The following is a 16,978-nucleotide window of genomic DNA, read 5'->3' on the forward strand; positions in this document are numbered from 1 at the left end:
GCGCCCGGGTATATAAATCATTCCACTGGCAAACCCGACAGACGACGAGCACGGGCGGGGACGCCGGCGTTTTGGAAAATCTTTTTATATAGTGCCGGTGTAGAACGACGCGTATGGCAGACCTTATTGTCAAAGCGGCGGTCAAGGAAGCGCTCGACGACAAGAATGTTTCGTCCGACTTCTACGGTGCCCTCGACGACGAGGTCACCGAACTGCTCGAAGACGCTGCCCGTCGCGCCGAAGCGAACGACCGAAAGACGGTGCAGCCCCGCGACCTGTAACTCGGCGCTCAGCCCGACCCCGATTTTTTCCGCCCGTACGGCGAGTGATGTCGTCGACAGTGGCAACGACGGGGCCGTCCCGGTCACTCCAGCCGCTCGACCCCGTCGTCGGTCCCGACGTAGACCGTGTCCGCGAGGTCCACGAACAGCCCGTGTTCGACCACGCCGGGAACGCCCGACAGTCTCCGTGCGAGGCCCCGTGGATCGTCGATCCGGCCGAACGCACAGTCCAGAACCAAGTTCCCGTTGTCGGTGACCACCGGCCCGTCCTTGGCCTCCCCCCGGCGAAGGGTCGCGCCGCCGCCGAGGTCCTCGACGTCCCGTTCGACCGCGGCGTACGCCTCGGGGAGCACCTCGACCGGAACGGGATGGGACAGCGTCTCGACGGTTTTCGAGGGGTCGGCAACGACGACGAACCGGTCGGCCGCCGCGTCGACGACCTTTTCGCGGGCGTGGGCCGCGCCGCCGCCCTTGATGAGGTGGTGATCGGCGTCGATCCGGTCGGCGCCGTCGATCGCGACGTCGACGCCGTCGACTTCGCCGAGCGAACAGATCGGGATCCCGCTTTCGCGTGCGAGCCGTCGGGAATCGAACGATGTGGGGATTCCCCGTACGGTGAGTCCGTCGGCGGTCGCCCGGCCGATCGCGCGGATGGCGTACGCCGCGGTGCTGCCCGACCCGAGGCCGACGACGTCGCCGTCGGCGACGAGTTCGGCGGCGCGTTCGCCAGCCCGCCGCTTCTGGTCGTCGGTGCCGCCCGTCGTCTTCATACCGGTGGTGTCGGCCAGCGGCGTGACAAAGCTTCCGCCGGCCGCGGGTCGGTTGGCCTGCTCACAGCCGTTCGAGCACGGCGTCGGCGTCGTACGACAAAGACAGCGACCGCGACCGACCGCGACCCTCCACGTCGGCGTAGGCGGCGTCGACGACCCCGAGCTGGTCGAGTTTGTTGACGATCTCGGAGTAGCGGGTGTACCCGAGCCCGGTCTCCTCGTGGAAGGCCTCGTAGACCTCGCCGGCCCGGTCGCCGTCGTGGTCGGCGATGACTTCGACGAGTTCGCGCTCGCGGTCGGAGAGCCCGCGGAGGCTCCGCGAGAGGTGGACGTACTTGGACTTCTCGTAGGCCGCCTCGACGTCCTCGATCTCGACGGTTCGACTCGCGCGCATCTCCGCGTGGAGCCCGGCGCGCCGAAGCAGGTCGATCCCGACCCGGATGTCGCCGCTCTCGGCGGTGAGTTCGGCGACGCGGTCGAGTTCCGGCGCGCCGACGACCCCGTCGTGGAAGCCCCGGTCGACGCGCTCCCGGAGGATGTCGACGATCTCGTCGACGTCGTACACCGGGAAGTACACCTCCTCGGGTCGGAAGACGCTCTGGACCCGGCTGTCGAGTTCCTCGATGACGTCGAGCGAGAGGTCCGAGGAGACGACGACGACCCCGATCCGGGCGCCGGAGTGGGCCTCGTGGGCGCGGAGCAGCGAGTAGAGGGTGTCTGAGGCCTCGTTCTCGTAGAAGAGGTAGTTCACGTCGTCGAGCGCGACTGCGAGCACCTCGTCGTCCTCGACGAGCTGGTCGGTGATCTGGCCGAACAGCTTCTTGAAGGAGATCCCGGAAGCCGGCGGCTCGTACTCGAAGATGTGCTCGAAGACCCGGGAGAAGACGGCGTACCGCGTCGAGTCGACCTGGCAGTTGACCCGGACGGTCCGGACGTCGGTCCGGGCACCGAGTTCGCCGAAGAGCTTCTGGACCGCGGTGGTCTTCCCGGTCCCGGGGGGCCCCCGGACCATCGTGTTGAGCGGCCGCGACCCGCGGACGGCGGGCCGGAGCGCGTACTTCAGGCTCTCGAGTTGGGTCTCGCGGTGCCTGAACGTCTCGGGCACGTAGTCGATCTCGAAGACGTGCTCGTCGCGGAACACCGACTCGTCCCACGACAGCATCCCCTCGTCGGGGTCCTCGGTCATCAGGTGGACGACGGCGAGGAATCTACTTAACCGTTCCCCAGCCGACGACGCGGGGACATCGTGGTGCCGTCCGATCACTCCGTGACCAGGCGGTACACCCGGACGGCGGCGAAGACGCCAGCAACGAGCGCGAGGACGCCGACTGCAAGCGCGGTGACCGACCCCGACCCGCGGAGGAACGGGCCAATTCCCCCCACCGCGATCGAGAGCCCGATCGCAGCCAGCGCCAGGTAAAACAGGATCAGCGTCGCCGTCCCGAGCACGTCCCAGAGCGCGTCGCGGGTCGCGCGGTAGACGAGGTCGTAGGTGTCGGCGTCCGAGCGGCCGTCGGCGACGCCCCGAACCCGGCCGTCGGACGGGGGGTCGCCGGTCGCGGTTCGGTTCGGTTCGTCGTCGGTGGCGGGGACCATACGGGCCGGTCCGCCCCGAGCGCCCGAAAAACCCTCGGCGACGCCCCGCGGCCGGTCAGAACTTCCGGAGCAGCCGGTCGTAGAACCCCGAGTCGTCGCCGTCGGCCAGTTTCTCGACGATGAGCTCCGGGGTCGACCGCGCGAGGTGGTCTTTCACCGGCGAGCGGTTCACCACGAGTTCGCCGTCCTCGAGCCCCAGCGCCTCGATCCCGTCGACCGCGACGTCGAAGTCGGCGGCCGCGCGGATCTCCCGGGCCAGATGCGAGACGAACACCGCCGTCGCGGCCTGCTCTTCGAGCGCCTCCAGGATCCCGGCGACGATCTTCGCCGACGCGCCCGGCTCGGTGATGCTCTCCAGTTCGTCCACGAGGACGAGCCGGCTTTCGGCGCCGTCGGCCAGCCCCCGGAAGTCCCGAAGCGTGCTCTCGAAGGCCCCCGCGTCGAGGGTCCCCTGGGTCTTCGCGTAGTAGTGGAGTTCCGAGAAGCGTTCGAGTTCGACCCGATCGGCGGGGACGGGCAGGCCCATCTGCGCGAGAACGACCACGAGCGCCACGAGATCCAGCGTCGAGGTCTTGCCGCCGGAGTTGACGCCCGACAGCAACGTCGGCCCCGACACCGCGTAGTCGACGGGGTCGACGTCCTCGAAGGCGACGTCCAGAAGTGGCGAGCGGCCACCCTCGATCGCGATCCCGTGGTCGTGGTCGTCGGAATCGGCCTCCGACCCGGGCGTGGATTCGTCCGTCCCCTCCCCGCCCACGAACGTCGGCAGGGTACACTCGAAGTCGGCGGCAAACCGCGCGACCGCGAGTTCGACGTCGACCTCCAAGGCGTCGCGAACCAGCGACTCCGCGGGCTCGCGCAGCCCCGAGAGGTCGGCCGCGAGCTCCCGCTTCAGCCGGGCTGCGCGGCGGTCTCTCGCCGTCTTGAGCTCGGTCCGGAGCCGCGAGACCACCGACTCCTCGTGGGCCACCGGGAACGCGGGGTCCTCGGGGAACGCCCGTTCGGCGAACCCCGCCTCCTCGGGCTGCAGCGCTAGTGCCTCGATCAGGTGCTCGCGGGCGGCGTCGATCGCGTCGGCGTACTCGTCGGCGAGTTCCCGGTCCAGGAGGGAGTCGACGCGGGCGCCCTGCTCGACCAAGGAGAGGAAGTCGGTCCCCTCGATGGTCACGTCCCGCTCCCGGATCGCGTCGCGAAGCCGGTCGTTGGCGACCGACTCCGCCGTTCCCACGGCGGCGTCGAGGTCCTCGACCGCAGTCGCGAGGCGGTCGAGTTCCGCGTCGCCGACCACCGTGCCGTCGTCGTCAACCCGGTCGAGCGCGCCCCGTAGCGCTTCGAGGTCGCAGTCGGGGTCGAGATCGGCGGTCTCGGCGACGTCGGCGGCCGCCAGCAGCCGCTCGCGGTTCTCGGCGAAGAAGGCGAGCACCCGTTCGGGGACGATCTCGTCGGGGTGCTCCAGGGCGTCGGGGCGGACTCGCACGTCCCCGTCGACGTCGACGCCGGCGAACCGCTCGTCGAGCGTGATCACCGTGGCGTACGACCGCGCCAACTCGGCGAGATCGCGGGTGTCCTCGACGACCTCGACCGAGAGTTCGGGGAACGACTCCTCGGCCGCGGCGAACCGCTCGGCGTCGGCGGTGGCGAGACACCGATCCCGGACCCGCCGGGTCGGTGGCGGCGCGAGGGGTTCGACGCCGGCCAGGGCCTCGCGGACCGCGGGATCTGGGTCGCGGTCGGTCGCGCGATCGACGAACTCGCGGACCTCGTCGATCCGGGACGCCGACCGGGTGGGGTAGAAGGTCGCAACGCGTTTGGCCCCGTAGTCGGTGACGGTCCGCGCCCGGAGGAGGCCGAGCACGTCCTCGTAGACCTCCCGGGCGCGGCCGGTGGCGAGGAAGCCGCCCTCGTCGCCGTGTCGCCGCCGGATCGCCCCGCGGGCGACGACGGCGGCCCGCCCCTCCGAGAGCCCGGGGGCACGCGCCAGGGTGGCGACGTCACCCTCCGTGAGGGCCCGCTCGGCGTCGTCGAGTTCCGACAGGGCGGCTGCGGTCTTCTCGCCGACGCCCGGGATGGCCTCGAACTCCATTCGAGCGGCGTTGGCTCCGCATCCGACAAAACGTTACGGGTATTTGCGGGACGACGAGCGAGACGGGAACAGGAGCATCGGAACTGCGACGACTTCGGAAGCCCCCGCCCGCTCGACTCGATGGGCTCGCTGTGCTCCTCGTCGCTCACTCCGTTCGCTCCCGTGGTGCTTACATCGCCCGTCTTCGTCGAGCGGGCGGCCCCTTCCGGTCCCGCCCGGCGGTGGTCCTCCGTTCGGCGTCGCACGTCCAAGCGAGCCCGTCGACGCCGCAGGAGGCCGCCACGCAGCCGCTCGTATCCTCTCCCGTCTCCGATGCCACGACAACGCGCTTTTGCGACTCCGCGCTAGTGGTCGAGGTATGCAGACCGACTCCGACGCCGGAGCCGACGCGGGCGACGTGGACGCCGCGGCCGACCCGGGCGACGACGGGGGGACCACGCCCGAGGCCAAGGCCGCGGCGGTTCGGGACTCTCTCGCCGACTGCGACGGCGTCCTGATCGCCTTCTCCGGCGGCGTCGACTCCTCGGTCGTCGCCGCCCTCGCCTCCGACGCGCTCGGCGACGACGCGGTGGCGTGTACGGCCAAATCCGAGACCCTTCCCGCCGCGGAACTCGACGACGCCCGCCGGGTGGCCGACGAGATCGGGATCCGACATGAGGTCGTGGAGTTCTCGGAGCTCGACGACCCCGACTTCGTCACGAACGGCGAGGACCGGTGTTACCACTGCCGGACGATGCGACTCAACCGGATGTACGAGGCCGCCCACGACCTCGGCATCGCCACAGTGGCCGACGGCACCAACGCCTCCGATCCCGGCGAGGGCCACCGTCCGGGGCTGCAGGCCGTCGAGGAGTTGGCGGTGCGGTCGCCGCTCTTAGAGGCCGGTATCGAGAAGGACGAGGTCCGGGCGATCGCCGACGACTACGGCCTTTCGGTCGCCGACAAGCCGTCGATGGCGTGTCTCTCCTCGCGGATCCCCACCGGACTGGAAGTCACCGACGAGCGGCTTTCGCGGATCGAGGCCGCAGAGCGCGTGCTCCGGGAGTGGGGGTTCTCGCAGTTCCGGGTGCGCGACCACGACGGACTCGCCCGGATCGAGATCGACCCCGCGGAACTCGACGCCGCGCTGAACCGCGACTTCGTGGTCGCCGTACGGGAACGGCTCTCGGAGTTGGGCTTCGACCACGTCACGCTCGACCTCCACGGCTACCGGACGGGGAGCGTCAGCCCGGATGCGGACGACACCGGCGACGATGTCGACAGGAGCGACGACCCGGTCGTCGCGGACGTGTTCGGGACCGACTACCCGACCGGCGGGGAGTAACGTCGGAGACGGCCGGCGGGTCAGGTCCCGCGATCCGCACGCGACGCCAGCAGCAGGCGAAGCGCCTCGTACCCGACCAGCAGTCCGACCGCAACCCCGACGGCCAGCGTCGGACGCAGGTTCGGGGCGGCGGCCACCCGGAGGGCGACCGGATCGGGACTCCCGAGATACCCGACGACGGCGGCCGCCAGCCACGCCGGCCGGCGCGCGGTGCTGACTGCGAGACGGGCCCGTAACGCCCGCTGTGACCGCCCGTAGCGGCGCAGGAGGAACGCGACGGCCTCGAACGCGCCCACGAGACTCCCCGCGATGACGACCGGCGTGTACACGGCGAGGCCGTTGGCCGCGAGCGCCGCCGTCGCTGCCGAGGGCAACAGGTCGTGGTAGCCCGCCGGCGCCGGCAGGGAACTGAGGAGGTAGCCGACCAGCCCTGCGACCACGACGGCCTGCGGGCGGCGGGCCGCCAGCTTCTCGGCGGTGAGGACGAACGACCCGCTTGCGGTCCACCGTAACGCGAGCAGCGTCCCCTCGAACAGCGCGATCATCGTCGCGCCGATGATGATCGGCGCCATCCCCGTGGGATCGGGGCTGACCAGGAACGCGAGCCCGAGGAACGCGCCCCAGAAGAGCAGCCGGCGGTCCTCCAGCCACGTCCGGGTGACCAGGTTCATCATGATCGCGAGCATAATGAACAGCGGAATCTGGAAGATGATCGCGTTGTACCCCATCAGGATCAGGATGAGGTTGAACGTCTCCTTCAGCCCGAACGCGACGATTGCGGTTCCGGTGGTGTAGGAGGTGAAGTACGCGAAGATCGCAGGCAGCACGATGAAGTGCGCAAAGGAGATGCCGACGAACGCCAAGACGATGCTCGTCGGGACCGCCGCGAGGTAGTAGCGCCGCTCCTTCGGGTAGAGCCCGGGGCGCATAAACAGGTACGTCTCGTAGACGAACACCGGCAGCCCGACCACCAGCCCGCCGAGCGCGGCGACCTTGAGTTCGGTCAAAAGCAGTTCCAGCGGCCCGTACACCCGCGGGCGGCGGTCGGTCAGTTCCGGCGCGCCGGGGACGTGTTTGTTCCACAGGAAGTCGATGACCTCGGTCGAACTCACCAGATCGAGCCCGAACGCGGAGTTGGCGAGGTCCGCGCCGGGGTACAGAAGCAGCGTGATGATACCTCCGACCCCGAGCACGACCGCCAACCGGTGGATCATCTCCTCGATGTGGTCGGCCAGCGGCATCTCCTCGTCGGTCTCGGGGCCCTCCGAGACGAGGCCGTCGTCGACGAGCGGATCGTCGGCGCCCGTCCCGGTCGCAGCACCGCCCGCGGCCGCCGGCGTCCCCCCGTCGGTGCCGGTCATCGACGCGGTGTCGGCCGGCGTCCCCTCGTCGCCGGGCCAGATGTCGTCCGACCCCTCGAAGTCGTCGCCGGCGTCATCCGAGGTCCCGTTGCCCGCCCCGTCCTCGTCCGGCCCCTCGTCGAGCCGAGGGCCGACGGACTCTCTGCCGGACTCGGGGCTCGACTCGTCGTCACCGCCCGACGGCTCCGAGGCGTCGTCGGTGGCGGTATCGTCCGCTTCGGGGTCGTCGGTGGAGGGTTCGTCGCTCGCATCGTGGCCCCTGGTTTCGTCACCGTCGTGGTCGTCGCCGGCGTCGCCGGGGGCGTCGCTTTCGGTCGCTGCCTGGTCCGGGGCGCGTTCGGCGTCGTCCGGGCCGTCGTCGCCCCGCAGGCGCTCGACGGTGTCCGCGGCGTCGACTTCGGTCGGCCCGTCGTCGGGCGATGCGTCCCCGGCGTCGGCGTCGACTGCTGCGGACTCACCGTCGGCGGGCGTCCCCGCCGCCGGTTCCTCGGCGTCGGTCGACGGTCCGGTGTCGGTCGACGTATCGGCTGCGGGGTCGCTCCCGGACTCGCCGTCCCCGGAAACCCCGCCGTCGGACGTCCCGGCGTCGGCGTCGGACGCCCGGTCTGCACGCTCCGAATCGTCGGCCATTCACCAGTGAGTCGCCGCCCGGTTCTTATATGCCTTTCCGCATCGGCCCGGCGGGGCGCCGCCCCGTCCGCCGATCCCGGTCGAAAAGATTGATAACCGCGAGCGGGCTGGTATCACGTATGTCCAGCGCGCTCGACGACGACACCCGGGCGACCCTCGACGCCGGCCGCGAAACCGCCGGCGCGATGCTGCGGGCCGCCCAGAAGGACCTCCAGAAGGTCTTCATCCTCTTTCTGGTCGGCTTCCTCGGGACGTTCTACGCGCTCCGGCTCTACGTCTGGGAGTTCCTCAAGCGGGTCACCCGCGCGCAGATGTCCGCGCAGGTCAGCGGCGAGGTCTCGATCATCGCCCAGACCCCCTTCGATGTCATCCTGTTACAAGCGAAGATCGGCCTGGTGGTCGGCGTAGTACTCGCCATCCCGTCGTTCATCTACTTCTCGCAGGACGCGCTGAAGGAACGCGACCTGTGGCCCTCCTCGCCCGTCCCGGTCTGGCAACTCGTGTCGATATTCGCGGGGATGGTGACGCTGTTCGTCGTGGGCGTCGCTTACGGTTACTACGTCTTCTTCCCCTTTACGTTCGCGTTCCTCGCGAGCAACGCCATCGCCGCCGGCTTCACGCCGACGTACTCCATCGTCAAGTGGGCGCAGTTCATCTTCCTTCTGACCGCGTCCTTCGGGCTTGCGAGCCAGCTTCCACTCGCGATGACCGGTCTCTCGTACGCCGAGATCGTCCCCTACGAGACCTTCCGGGACAAGTGGCGCTACGCCGTCGTCGGCGTCTTCGCCGCCGGCGCGCTGTTCACGCCGCCCGACCCGTTCACCCAGATTATGTGGGCGATCCCGGTGTTGACCCTCTACGGACTCAGCCTCTATCTCGCGAAGGTCGTCACCACCGCCCGCCGGGGGAGCGAACGGATGGACGTCCCCGGGAGTCTCCGGGCGCACTGGAACGTCATCGCCGGAGTGGCGGCGGTCGGCGGCCTCGCCGTCTACGCGTTCTTCGTCCGCGGCGGGGTCGGCTACCTCAACCGGGGCCTCGCCGCGATCGGCAGCGACTACGTCGTCGTCGCCCCGTCGTCGCTCTTCGCCCTCGGTCTCTCCGTCCTCCTGGCGGCGGTCGCGGCCGGGGCGATCGCGCTGGGCTACTTCGTCTACAACGACCTCGACGACCTCGCGATCGTTAAGGCCGGCGTCGGCGACCCCGCCGCGATCGACCTCGGCGACCTCGACGCCGCGGGGGTCCGCGCCGCGCCGCCGGAGGTTTTCGCCGAACTGGACGAGGCGGAGGCGATGGCCGCCGCCGGCGACGCCATCGACGCCGGCAACAAGGAGAAAGCGCGCGCGATCGTCGACCGCTTCGACGCGGACGGCGAACCCGACGAGGTGGCCGAGGGGACCGATGCCGCGGCGGACGCTCCCTCGACGGCGGCGACGGCCGACGACGCGCCCGCCGGGGGGATCGGCGACCGGGCCGCACGCGCGAGCAGCGCCTTCTTCGATGCGTTCTCCGACGACGCTGAAGGGGCCGACGCCGGGGACGGCACCGCGTCGGCCGATGCGGACGACGAGGACGACTTCGAGGGGTACTACACCGACCTCCGGTTCATCCTCGATTCGATCACGTCGCGGTCGTTCCGGATCGTGGGGCTGTTTATGATCGTGCTCGCGGGGACCTTCGGGTGGCTCTACACCGGCGGGATCAAGCGGGTCTACGAGGACTTCCTGGCGCGACTGCCCGCCCAGGTCCGCCCCGAGGAGGTGCTGAACGTGGTCGCGCTCCACCCGATGGAGGCGCTGGTGTTCGAGGTGAAGCTCTCGACGATCATCGCGGCCTTGGTGACGCTGCCCCTGGTGGCGTACTACGCGTGGCCGGCGCTGCGGGACCGGAGCCTCGTCCGCCACCGCCGCCGTGCGGTCTTCGTGTGGACCGGCGCGCTCACCGCGGGGCTGCTCGGCGGGTTCGTGCTCGGCTACACCACCATCGCCCCGTCGGTCATCTCGTGGCTCGTCAACGACGCCGTCGTTGCGGATATGGTGATCGCCTACCGCATCACCAACTTCTTCTGGCTCATCTTCTTCACCACCGCGGGGATCGGGATCCTCGCGGATGTCCCGATCCTGATGATCCTCCTGAACACCGCCGGGATCAGCTACGACCGGATGCGCGGGCGGTGGCGGGAGGTCACCGTCGGCGTCCTGGCGTTCGCCGCGCTGTTCACCCCGGCGGACGTGCTCACGATGTTCCTGGTGACGATCCCGCTGATGGCGGCGTACGCCATCGGGCTGGCGTTCCTGTTCGTCGTGACCCTCGGCGGCCGACGGGACCTCGCTGCGCCCCGCGCCGACGTGCGGTAACGGCGCGTCGCTGCCGCTCGGGCCCCCATCCTCGCCGGGGTCGGATCCTCACTCCCTGAGGCCGCCGAGCCGCGGCGACGGCTGCTCGGCGTAGGCGCCGGTGCGGTACGTACACTCGTTGGCCATCGGGATCGCGACCGCGAGTTTGGTGAACAGTTCGGTCCCGAGATCCGTCTTCGGCGCCGGCCGCGCCTCGTGGGTCCTGCTCCTCACCTCCGGGGGGCGGGTCCCCGCCGCGAAGTGGTGGCCCACGGACCCGTCGGGACCGGTGACCCTCGGCGCGAACGCCCGGACGTCGGGGTCGAGCAAGCCGACCCGTGCCGGACGGCACTTGCGCGGGGCTGTGCGGAAAGCGTTTCCACGGGGCGACGGGAGCCGGCTTCGTCGTCGCGGAGCCGACGTGCTCGGTGGTCACCACGGGGACCGCCCCTGGTGTGGTGCTCCGTCACACGACCGCGGCGTGCTTATTTCGCTGGAAGACCTTCCATCGGTGGGGCGAGCGCCACCCCGCTTTGCCCCTTCCCCCATCCCCGTTTTTCGTTTCCGTACGCTGTGACGCCGGCAGCACTCGGACTTCCCGCCGGAAGCGCCCGTTCGACGCGACGAGATTGCGCACACGCCGCGGCTTCAACCCGCGTCGTATATTAAGCTGATATTCGTATGGGAACATATGCCCAAGATCAGCGTGGAGATTCCCGAGGAACTCCTCGCGGACCTCGACGACCACGTCGGCGAGAACGGGAAGTTCGTGAACAGAAGCGACGCGGTCCGCGCGTCGATCCGCAAGACGCTCGACATCCTAGACGACATCGACGCCCGCCACGGACGGCTGGACGATGAGTGACGCCGGCCGGATCGCGCTCGTGGCGCTGTTCGTGACCGCGCTGACGACGGCGCAACTGACGGCGTCGAAGCTGCTCCAGTTCGGACTCCCGACCGAACTCCCCGTGACCGGCGCGAGCATCCTGCTTCCGGGGGCGGCGCTGGCGTACGCGCTCACGTTCTTCGCCTCCGACTGCTACTCCGAACTCTACGGCCGGCGGGCGGCGCAGGTGATGGTCAACGTCGGGTTCGCGATGAACTTCGTGCTCCTCGCCTTGGTGTGGAGTACCATCCTCGCGCCCGCGGCGAACCCCGGGGCGGCCGACCAGTTCCGGTCGGTGCTGGCGCCCGGCACGAACGTCGTGCTCGGGAGCCTGGTGGCGTACGTCGTGAGCCAGAACTGGGACGTACTCGTCTTCCATCGGATCCGCGAGGTCACGGGGCCGTCGTATCTGTGGCTCCGGAACGTCGTTTCGACCGCGACCAGCCAGGCGATCGATACGGTGCTTTTCGTCGTGGTGGCGTTCTACGTCGCCCCGCGGGCGCTCGGCTTCGGCGACCCGTTCCCGGTCGGGGTGATCCTCTCTTTGATCGTCGGCCAGTACCTCCTGAAGTTCCTGATCGCCCTGGTCGACACGCCGTTCGTCTACGCGACGGTCGCGGCGTTCGGCGGCTCCCGGATCGGGGCCGAGGACAACCCCTGGGCCGCCGACTGAGACCGGCCGAGCAGTTCCGCCGGACCCGAGGTTACTCCTCGATCACCTCGGCGAACCCGAAGTTCGGCTTGACGTCGGTCACCCGGATCCGGACCGACTCGCCGGTCTCGGTCCCGGGCACGAACAGCGCGTACCCGTCGACCTTCACCACCCCGTCGCCCTCGCTGCCGACGTCGTCGACGACGGCGTCGAACTCCTCGCCCTCCGCGACCGGCGCGGTGATCCGGTGTTTCCCGACCAGATACAGCTCCGAGGACGAATCGCGGGACGCTTCGGGGTGGATCGTCCGGACGTAGTCGAACTCCTCGTCGACGTCGGCGCGGAGGTCGTCGAGGTCGCGGCCGTCGAACACCTTGACCGCGAAGTCGCCGCCGGCGGGCAGGAGTTCGAGAGCGACCTCGAGCGCCCGTCGGGCGAGGTGGACCGACCGCGCGTGATCGACGGAGTACTCGCCGGTCATGTCCGGCGCCATATCCGAGATGACCACGTCGGCGCCGCCCTCACCGACCCGCTCGCGGAGCCGGTCTTTGGTCTCCTCGTCGGTCATATCCCCCCGGATGGTCTCGACGATGTCGGCTTCGAGACCGTCGATCCGCTGGAAGTCGACGCCGATCACGGTGCCGGCCTCGCCCACTTCCTCGGCGGCGACCTGGAGCCATCCGCCGGGCGCCGCACCGAGGTCGACCACGGTGTTGCCGGGGCCGAACAGTCCCGCGGCGTCGTCGAGCTGTTTGAGTTTGTACGCCGAGCGGGTGCGGTAGCCCTCCTGTTTGGCCCGGTTGTAGTACTTATCCCGGTCTGTCATACGTACCTCACCAAATTCCTTGACATGTTCCGCGCAGGAACTACCGACGAATTCGCGTTCATACCAACTGAGACGTGGTCAACCCGGAAAGGCACATCGGATATGAGATTGAAAGGTATAAAGACGAGACCTTTATCCGAGAACAGCCGCTCACAATTGTGTTTTCAGTAGTTCTCGACTGTATCATGTTGTTTGAGATACACAGAATTAGTATCTTAGACACAGATTCCAACCGCTGGGAAGACCGATCCCCACGGTAGGAGACTAAGCAGTTGAATAGAGAATCCAGATATTAGGAATAGCGCACCCCAGATACCATCTGTAACAGTCTTGGTTTCATCACCGTAATCTTGTGATCCAAGATCCACCCCGGAACTTCCTAACTTGTCTGTCCTTGTCACCTCAAGTGCAAGGTAGATACCTCCTGTCGCATCAAGTATTAACCCATAAGACTGGTTGGCCAGATTCCCATACATATCTATCAGAGAAATCAGAACAAGAGCTGCCGGTATAAATAAGAATCCCCAATACCTGAAGGTGTTGGCCATTGCTCGTTGAGCCTTATCAAATTCAGATTCCTCATATGCTTCTTCCTTCTCCTCAGAGTCGAAGTTCGCAAATTTATTTTCCATTCTGATGAAATTCGACACAAAGAACCGAGTCAATACGCTCCCATATTGGAAAATATGAGTGATTGAAATGGTTATCAACAGCGGCACTAATACTGCTAATATCAGGAATCTACCAACATCTTGGCAGAGTTTACCCGTTACCAGTAACTGTGATGCCTGATATATCGAAACTGCCAGAATGAGCAAATACGCTGCTAAATTCAGTAGTGACGATCTTGGATGTATGATTGATCTCGAAGCCACTTTTTTTGGGCTATCAATATCGGACTCTGTCCCCTCCTGTAGCAACTCATTCCCCTCATCGCTGATCTCCCACTCTCCGTGGCCTAGATACTCTACGTAACCTTTTGATTCTAAATTTGATAGTGCTTCTTGGATGTTAGTTATCTCAGAATCAAGGTCAAGGTCATTTTCAATGAAACGGTCTATCTGATCTGAGTGATTCAGCCTATATTCAACTGATCTTTCAGTTCCCGAAACGCGTACCGCTTTCAATACAGCTAATTCTTCATCACTAACAGAATCAGTAACAGATATATCATTATTGGGATATGAACCCAAAATATCTCCGATCATTCATTTGCGCCTTATTCGCTATATTGAAGAAAATTGGTGATGGGGTTAAGAAGCAGACCTTACGCATTCACTCAACCAGCCATGAGATGACTGCACCTTTTTTATGGATAGAGTGCTGGAGGCGGTTGAATTCGGTGATCATACATATATTGGCATTAACTTCGTCATACCAGTGCTCGATGTCCCGGACGATCTTCTCGGCGATCTCTCCCGCCGTGTACCGCTCCGGTAGCGCCTCTACCGTCTCTGGATCGTCGTCGGCACGTGTGTAGAACAGTCCGAGCAATCCACTCCGTCCGCTGAACTCCGACGTATGAAGGCGGCGTGCATCCGTTAGCAGCGTGTTCTGGTGGAACGGGCTGAACACGTGGCCGTACATAGCGGGCTCCGGGTCACCGTTCGCCCGCCAGTAGCGGAGCAACTTCGCCTCCACGGGCATCCCGTTCGGCAGAACAAGATCGCATTTCTCGCTGCTATCAGGATACGGCACCTCGCGGTTAACCTCTTCGTAGCGGTCGTCCGTCTCGCGGAGATGGTCAAGCAGCAACTCCACCTGACGTTCCTCGTCTTCTGACCCGAGCCCATCGCCGTACTGCCCAGTTGTGTTGCGGTCGACCGCCGGTACTGCGTCAGCGATGGCCTCAGTGAACACGTCAAGCGACAGGGCGTCCTCCATATATTCACCAGAGGCGTGGCTGTGATAGAACTGCCGTCGGACTCAAGCAATCAGTTCAGGACTATTATGGACTTTCAGACTCTGGAAAGCCCGATTTCAAGTAATTTGGCCGCTATACGAGTGAATGTGTGCAACGAACGCGACTATCGCGAACAGCGGTGGCACAGGGACAGAAACTCACCTCCGTACGAGAGCGTCGCGGAGGCGCGTCAGGAACTCGATGATCTTGGGGTGTCGCCCGCAACGATCAACGAACTCTTCAAGGCCGCACAGAATGCGGCCGTCTCGCTTGTTGCCGAGTACGGAGTGAGAGACGAAGTGGATGCCGAGGTAGTCGCAAGGTGGCTGATGATCTCGGCGTGCGAATCCAGCGTGCAGTTCATCGAGAACGACGTGTGGGAAGACCCGCAGGAGGGCGTAGAGAGACTGGTTGCGGATATGGATCAGAGTGCGGCCACGCTGGTTGGCGGAACGGAAACGCGCAACCGAGATATGGCCGTCCTGTTCAACGCAATGCTGGGCGAGAATCACGCGCAAAGATAGTTGAGAGTAATGCACTCGTCAGTTCGATGGCGGGCATCCGCGCGAACCGGTCGTATGATATGCGGTTCTATCGCCGTTCGCTTTCTGATAGAAGAAAGTCTTAGCGGGCTTTAGAGAATCTATGCCGGCATTTATTGTCGTGTGGGCGCTGGGGCCGATATGCCCAGTGGGAGTGACCCCGGTCGCGTGGAGGAATACACCGATCGACAGGTGGAACGCGTTCGGCGCACCGTTCGGGAACCAAATCGCTCGGACATCCTGAAAACTGTCCGGAAGGGGCGGCGAGGGAACATCGCGAGCCCGAAGCCAAACCAGCGCACCAAGCCGTCGTGGAGCAAGGCGACAATCCGCAACAACGCTCGGGATCTCCGCATTCTTGCAGGACAGCTGCAGGGGCTGGACGAGGTGGAGTACGAGGGTACGACGTGGACGGGTCGCGAGGGACGCGACGATTATCCCGACCGTCTCCTCGATCTCACGCCCGAGCAAGTGACCGAACTGATCACCGAGATGTCCATCGAACGCGACTGGGCACGAAGCAACGAGCGAGATTACTGCCTGACCGTACGGAACCACTTTCTCGCGCACGACCGAGTCGAGACTGCCACGGAAATCGACTATCCGCAGGTCGGACTGGAAAACGCCGCCGTGGATATCGAGACAGTTCCCAGCCGCGAGGATCTGCTTGCGCTCATCGACGGCGAAAGCATCCGCGACAAGGCGATGTACACCGTTCTCTGGGAGTCGGGCTGTCGCGTCACCGCCCTTGCCTCCCTGAAGATCAAGCACTGGAAGCCGAAGGGCGAGGGATACGGCGTCGTCCAAGTTCCCGGCGCCTACGTCACCGGTCTCAAGGGTGCCGAACACTCGGCGAAACCCATCACATTCGCACGCGGGTACTTGGACAACTGGCTATCGGAACACGAGCTGTCCGACGATCCCGAGGCTCCTCTCTTCCACGGGATCCGCCCGCAAGATGAACCCTCCGAGCACCTGCACCCACACAGCGTTCACCAGCAACTCAAGCGGATCGCTCGTCGTACCGAAGAGATCGATGCCGAGCACATCAGCCCGCACACCTTCAAGCACGGTCGCGCGAGCGAGATGCGGGCCTCCGACAAATACAGCAAGGAAGACATCGAGCAGATCCTCGATTGGGAGGAGGGCACTCCGATGCACGGGAGATATGAGCACGTCACAGAGATTGACGAGGCCGAACGTATCTTGAGAAAGCACGGCTTCGCGCCGACGGACGATGGCGACAGCGTCGAACACCGGGAGTGTCCTCGCTGCGGCACCATCGTGGACATGGATGCGGAGTACTGCCCGAAATGCTCGCTCCGGCAACGCAACGAGCCCCCGCGCTGGTGGCGCATCTATCGCGGCATCACCGACGAGGACGATCCGGTGCGGGAGAAATATCGCGAAGAGCTACCGCCAGCCGACGCTGCTGAACTGGTTCCCGATCTCTTCGACCACGTGAAACGCGTGTTCCTGAGTGGGATGATCGGGGGTGCAGTCCGAAGCAAGGTTGACGGGGAACTTGCCGAAGAGCAGAAGGAAACGTACTATCGGTCTATCGAAGACCCCGATGACAGGCAGTGGGTCTACGACAACATCAGCGGAATCGACCAGCAGCACGTCGAAGAACATCCTCATGCTACGGATATTCGGCGTATCGAGTCAGGTGAACTCAACGTATGATGCTAATTTCGACAAAGGGTGGTTCACGGGGTTATCGACGCTGAACACAGCACGTCCACTCGTCGCGGATGTTAACTTTGGTACCGATATGTACCATAAACA

15 protein-coding genes and 1 pseudogene are annotated in these 16,978 nt (G+C 65.8%); 7 read left to right on the plus strand and 9 right to left on the minus strand.

The window, feature by feature from the left end:
* Window positions 1-113 precede the first annotated feature (113 nt).
* Window positions 114-281, plus strand: coding sequence for a DUF1931 domain-containing protein (locus H5V44_RS16665; RefSeq protein ID WP_185194266.1), 168 nt, complete (start codon window positions 114-116; stop codon window positions 279-281).
* 83 nt (window positions 282-364) lie between these two features.
* Here H5V44_RS16665 and rpiA read toward each other — a convergent pair whose 3' ends face one another.
* The 4 genes from rpiA to H5V44_RS16685 form a co-directional block, all read right to left on the minus strand.
* A complete protein-coding gene (gene rpiA, locus H5V44_RS16670; protein ID WP_185194267.1) occupies window positions 365-1,051 on the minus strand; it encodes a ribose-5-phosphate isomerase RpiA in 687 nt (228 codons plus the stop codon).
* Window positions 1,052-1,112: 61 nt separating this feature from the next.
* Window positions 1,113-2,237, minus strand: a complete 1,125-nt coding sequence (locus H5V44_RS16675) for an ORC1-type DNA replication protein (RefSeq protein WP_185194268.1) — start codon at window positions 2,235-2,237, stop codon at window positions 1,113-1,115.
* A 74-nt stretch (window positions 2,238-2,311) separates the two neighbouring features.
* Complete coding sequence (locus H5V44_RS16680; protein ID WP_185194269.1) at window positions 2,312-2,647, minus strand: hypothetical protein; 336 nt, start codon at window positions 2,645-2,647, stop codon at window positions 2,312-2,314.
* Window positions 2,648-2,702: 55 nt separating this feature from the next.
* The gene (locus H5V44_RS16685; RefSeq protein ID WP_185194270.1) at window positions 2,703-4,730 is read right to left on the minus strand and encodes a MutS-related protein; all 2,028 of its coding nucleotides are present in this window, start codon (window positions 4,728-4,730) and stop codon (window positions 2,703-2,705) included.
* Between the two features lie 358 nt (window positions 4,731-5,088).
* On the opposite strand from H5V44_RS16685, the gene larE reads away from it, so the two are divergent.
* Window positions 5,089-6,054 (plus strand): ATP-dependent sacrificial sulfur transferase LarE, encoded by a 966-nt coding sequence (gene larE / locus H5V44_RS16690; RefSeq protein WP_185194271.1) that lies wholly within the window; start codon window positions 5,089-5,091, stop codon window positions 6,052-6,054.
* Window positions 6,055-6,548: 494 nt separating this feature from the next.
* Here larE and H5V44_RS16695 read toward each other — a convergent pair.
* Window positions 6,549-8,045: pseudogene (locus tag H5V44_RS16695) on the minus strand (twin-arginine translocase subunit TatC); the annotation flags it as partial.
* A gap of 119 nt (window positions 8,046-8,164) precedes the next feature.
* Between H5V44_RS16695 and tatC the strand changes: the two are divergent.
* Window positions 8,165-10,402: a twin-arginine translocase subunit TatC gene (gene tatC / locus H5V44_RS16700; RefSeq protein ID WP_185194273.1), complete on the plus strand. Its 2,238-nt coding sequence runs from the start codon at window positions 8,165-8,167 to the stop codon at window positions 10,400-10,402.
* Between the two features lie 48 nt (window positions 10,403-10,450).
* On the opposite strand, the gene H5V44_RS16705 is transcribed toward tatC, so the two are convergent.
* Entirely contained in the window at window positions 10,451-10,711 is a 261-nt protein-coding gene (locus tag H5V44_RS16705; protein ID WP_185194274.1) for a hypothetical protein, read from the minus strand.
* Window positions 10,712-11,072: 361 nt separating this feature from the next.
* Between H5V44_RS16705 and H5V44_RS16710 the strand changes: the two genes are divergently transcribed.
* Entirely contained in the window at window positions 11,073-11,246 is a 174-nt protein-coding gene (locus H5V44_RS16710) for a ribbon-helix-helix domain-containing protein (RefSeq protein WP_185194275.1), read from the plus strand.
* Window positions 11,239-11,940 carry a queuosine precursor transporter gene (locus H5V44_RS16715; RefSeq protein ID WP_185194276.1) on the plus strand — a complete coding sequence of 234 codons (702 nt, stop codon included), beginning with the start codon at window positions 11,239-11,241 and terminating at the stop codon, window positions 11,938-11,940. The genes H5V44_RS16710 and H5V44_RS16715 overlap by 8 nt, the downstream gene beginning before the upstream one ends.
* 31 nt (window positions 11,941-11,971) lie before the next feature.
* Here the strand turns inward: H5V44_RS16715 and H5V44_RS16720 are convergent, their stop codons facing one another.
* The 3 genes from H5V44_RS16720 to H5V44_RS16730 all read right to left on the minus strand — a co-directional run bounded on the left by H5V44_RS16720 (window position 11,972) and on the right by H5V44_RS16730 (window position 14,629).
* Window positions 11,972-12,745 carry a 23S rRNA (uridine(2552)-2'-O)-methyltransferase gene (locus H5V44_RS16720; RefSeq protein ID WP_185194277.1) on the minus strand — a complete coding sequence of 258 codons (774 nt, stop codon included), beginning with the start codon at window positions 12,743-12,745 and terminating at the stop codon, window positions 11,972-11,974.
* A 215-nt stretch (window positions 12,746-12,960) separates the two neighbouring features.
* On the minus strand, window positions 12,961-13,953 hold the full coding sequence (locus tag H5V44_RS16725; protein WP_185194278.1) for a hypothetical protein: 993 nt from the start codon (window positions 13,951-13,953) through the stop codon (window positions 12,961-12,963).
* Window positions 13,954-14,020: 67 nt separating this feature from the next.
* The gene (locus H5V44_RS16730; RefSeq protein WP_185194279.1) at window positions 14,021-14,629 is read right to left on the minus strand and encodes a hypothetical protein; all 609 of its coding nucleotides are present in this window, start codon (window positions 14,627-14,629) and stop codon (window positions 14,021-14,023) included.
* Window positions 14,630-14,755: 126 nt separating this feature from the next.
* Between H5V44_RS16730 and H5V44_RS16735 the strand changes: the two genes are divergently transcribed.
* Complete coding sequence (locus tag H5V44_RS16735; protein ID WP_185194280.1) at window positions 14,756-15,172, plus strand: hypothetical protein; 417 nt, start codon at window positions 14,756-14,758, stop codon at window positions 15,170-15,172.
* 186 nt (window positions 15,173-15,358) lie between these two features.
* Entirely contained in the window at window positions 15,359-16,876 is a 1,518-nt protein-coding gene (locus H5V44_RS17710) for a site-specific integrase (RefSeq protein ID WP_185194281.1), read from the plus strand.
* Window positions 16,877-16,978 lie beyond the last annotated feature (102 nt).

The organism is Halobellus ruber (assembly GCF_014212355.1).
In the GTDB taxonomy this organism is placed as follows: domain Archaea; phylum Halobacteriota; class Halobacteria; order Halobacteriales; family Haloferacaceae; genus Haloquadratum; species Haloquadratum rubrum.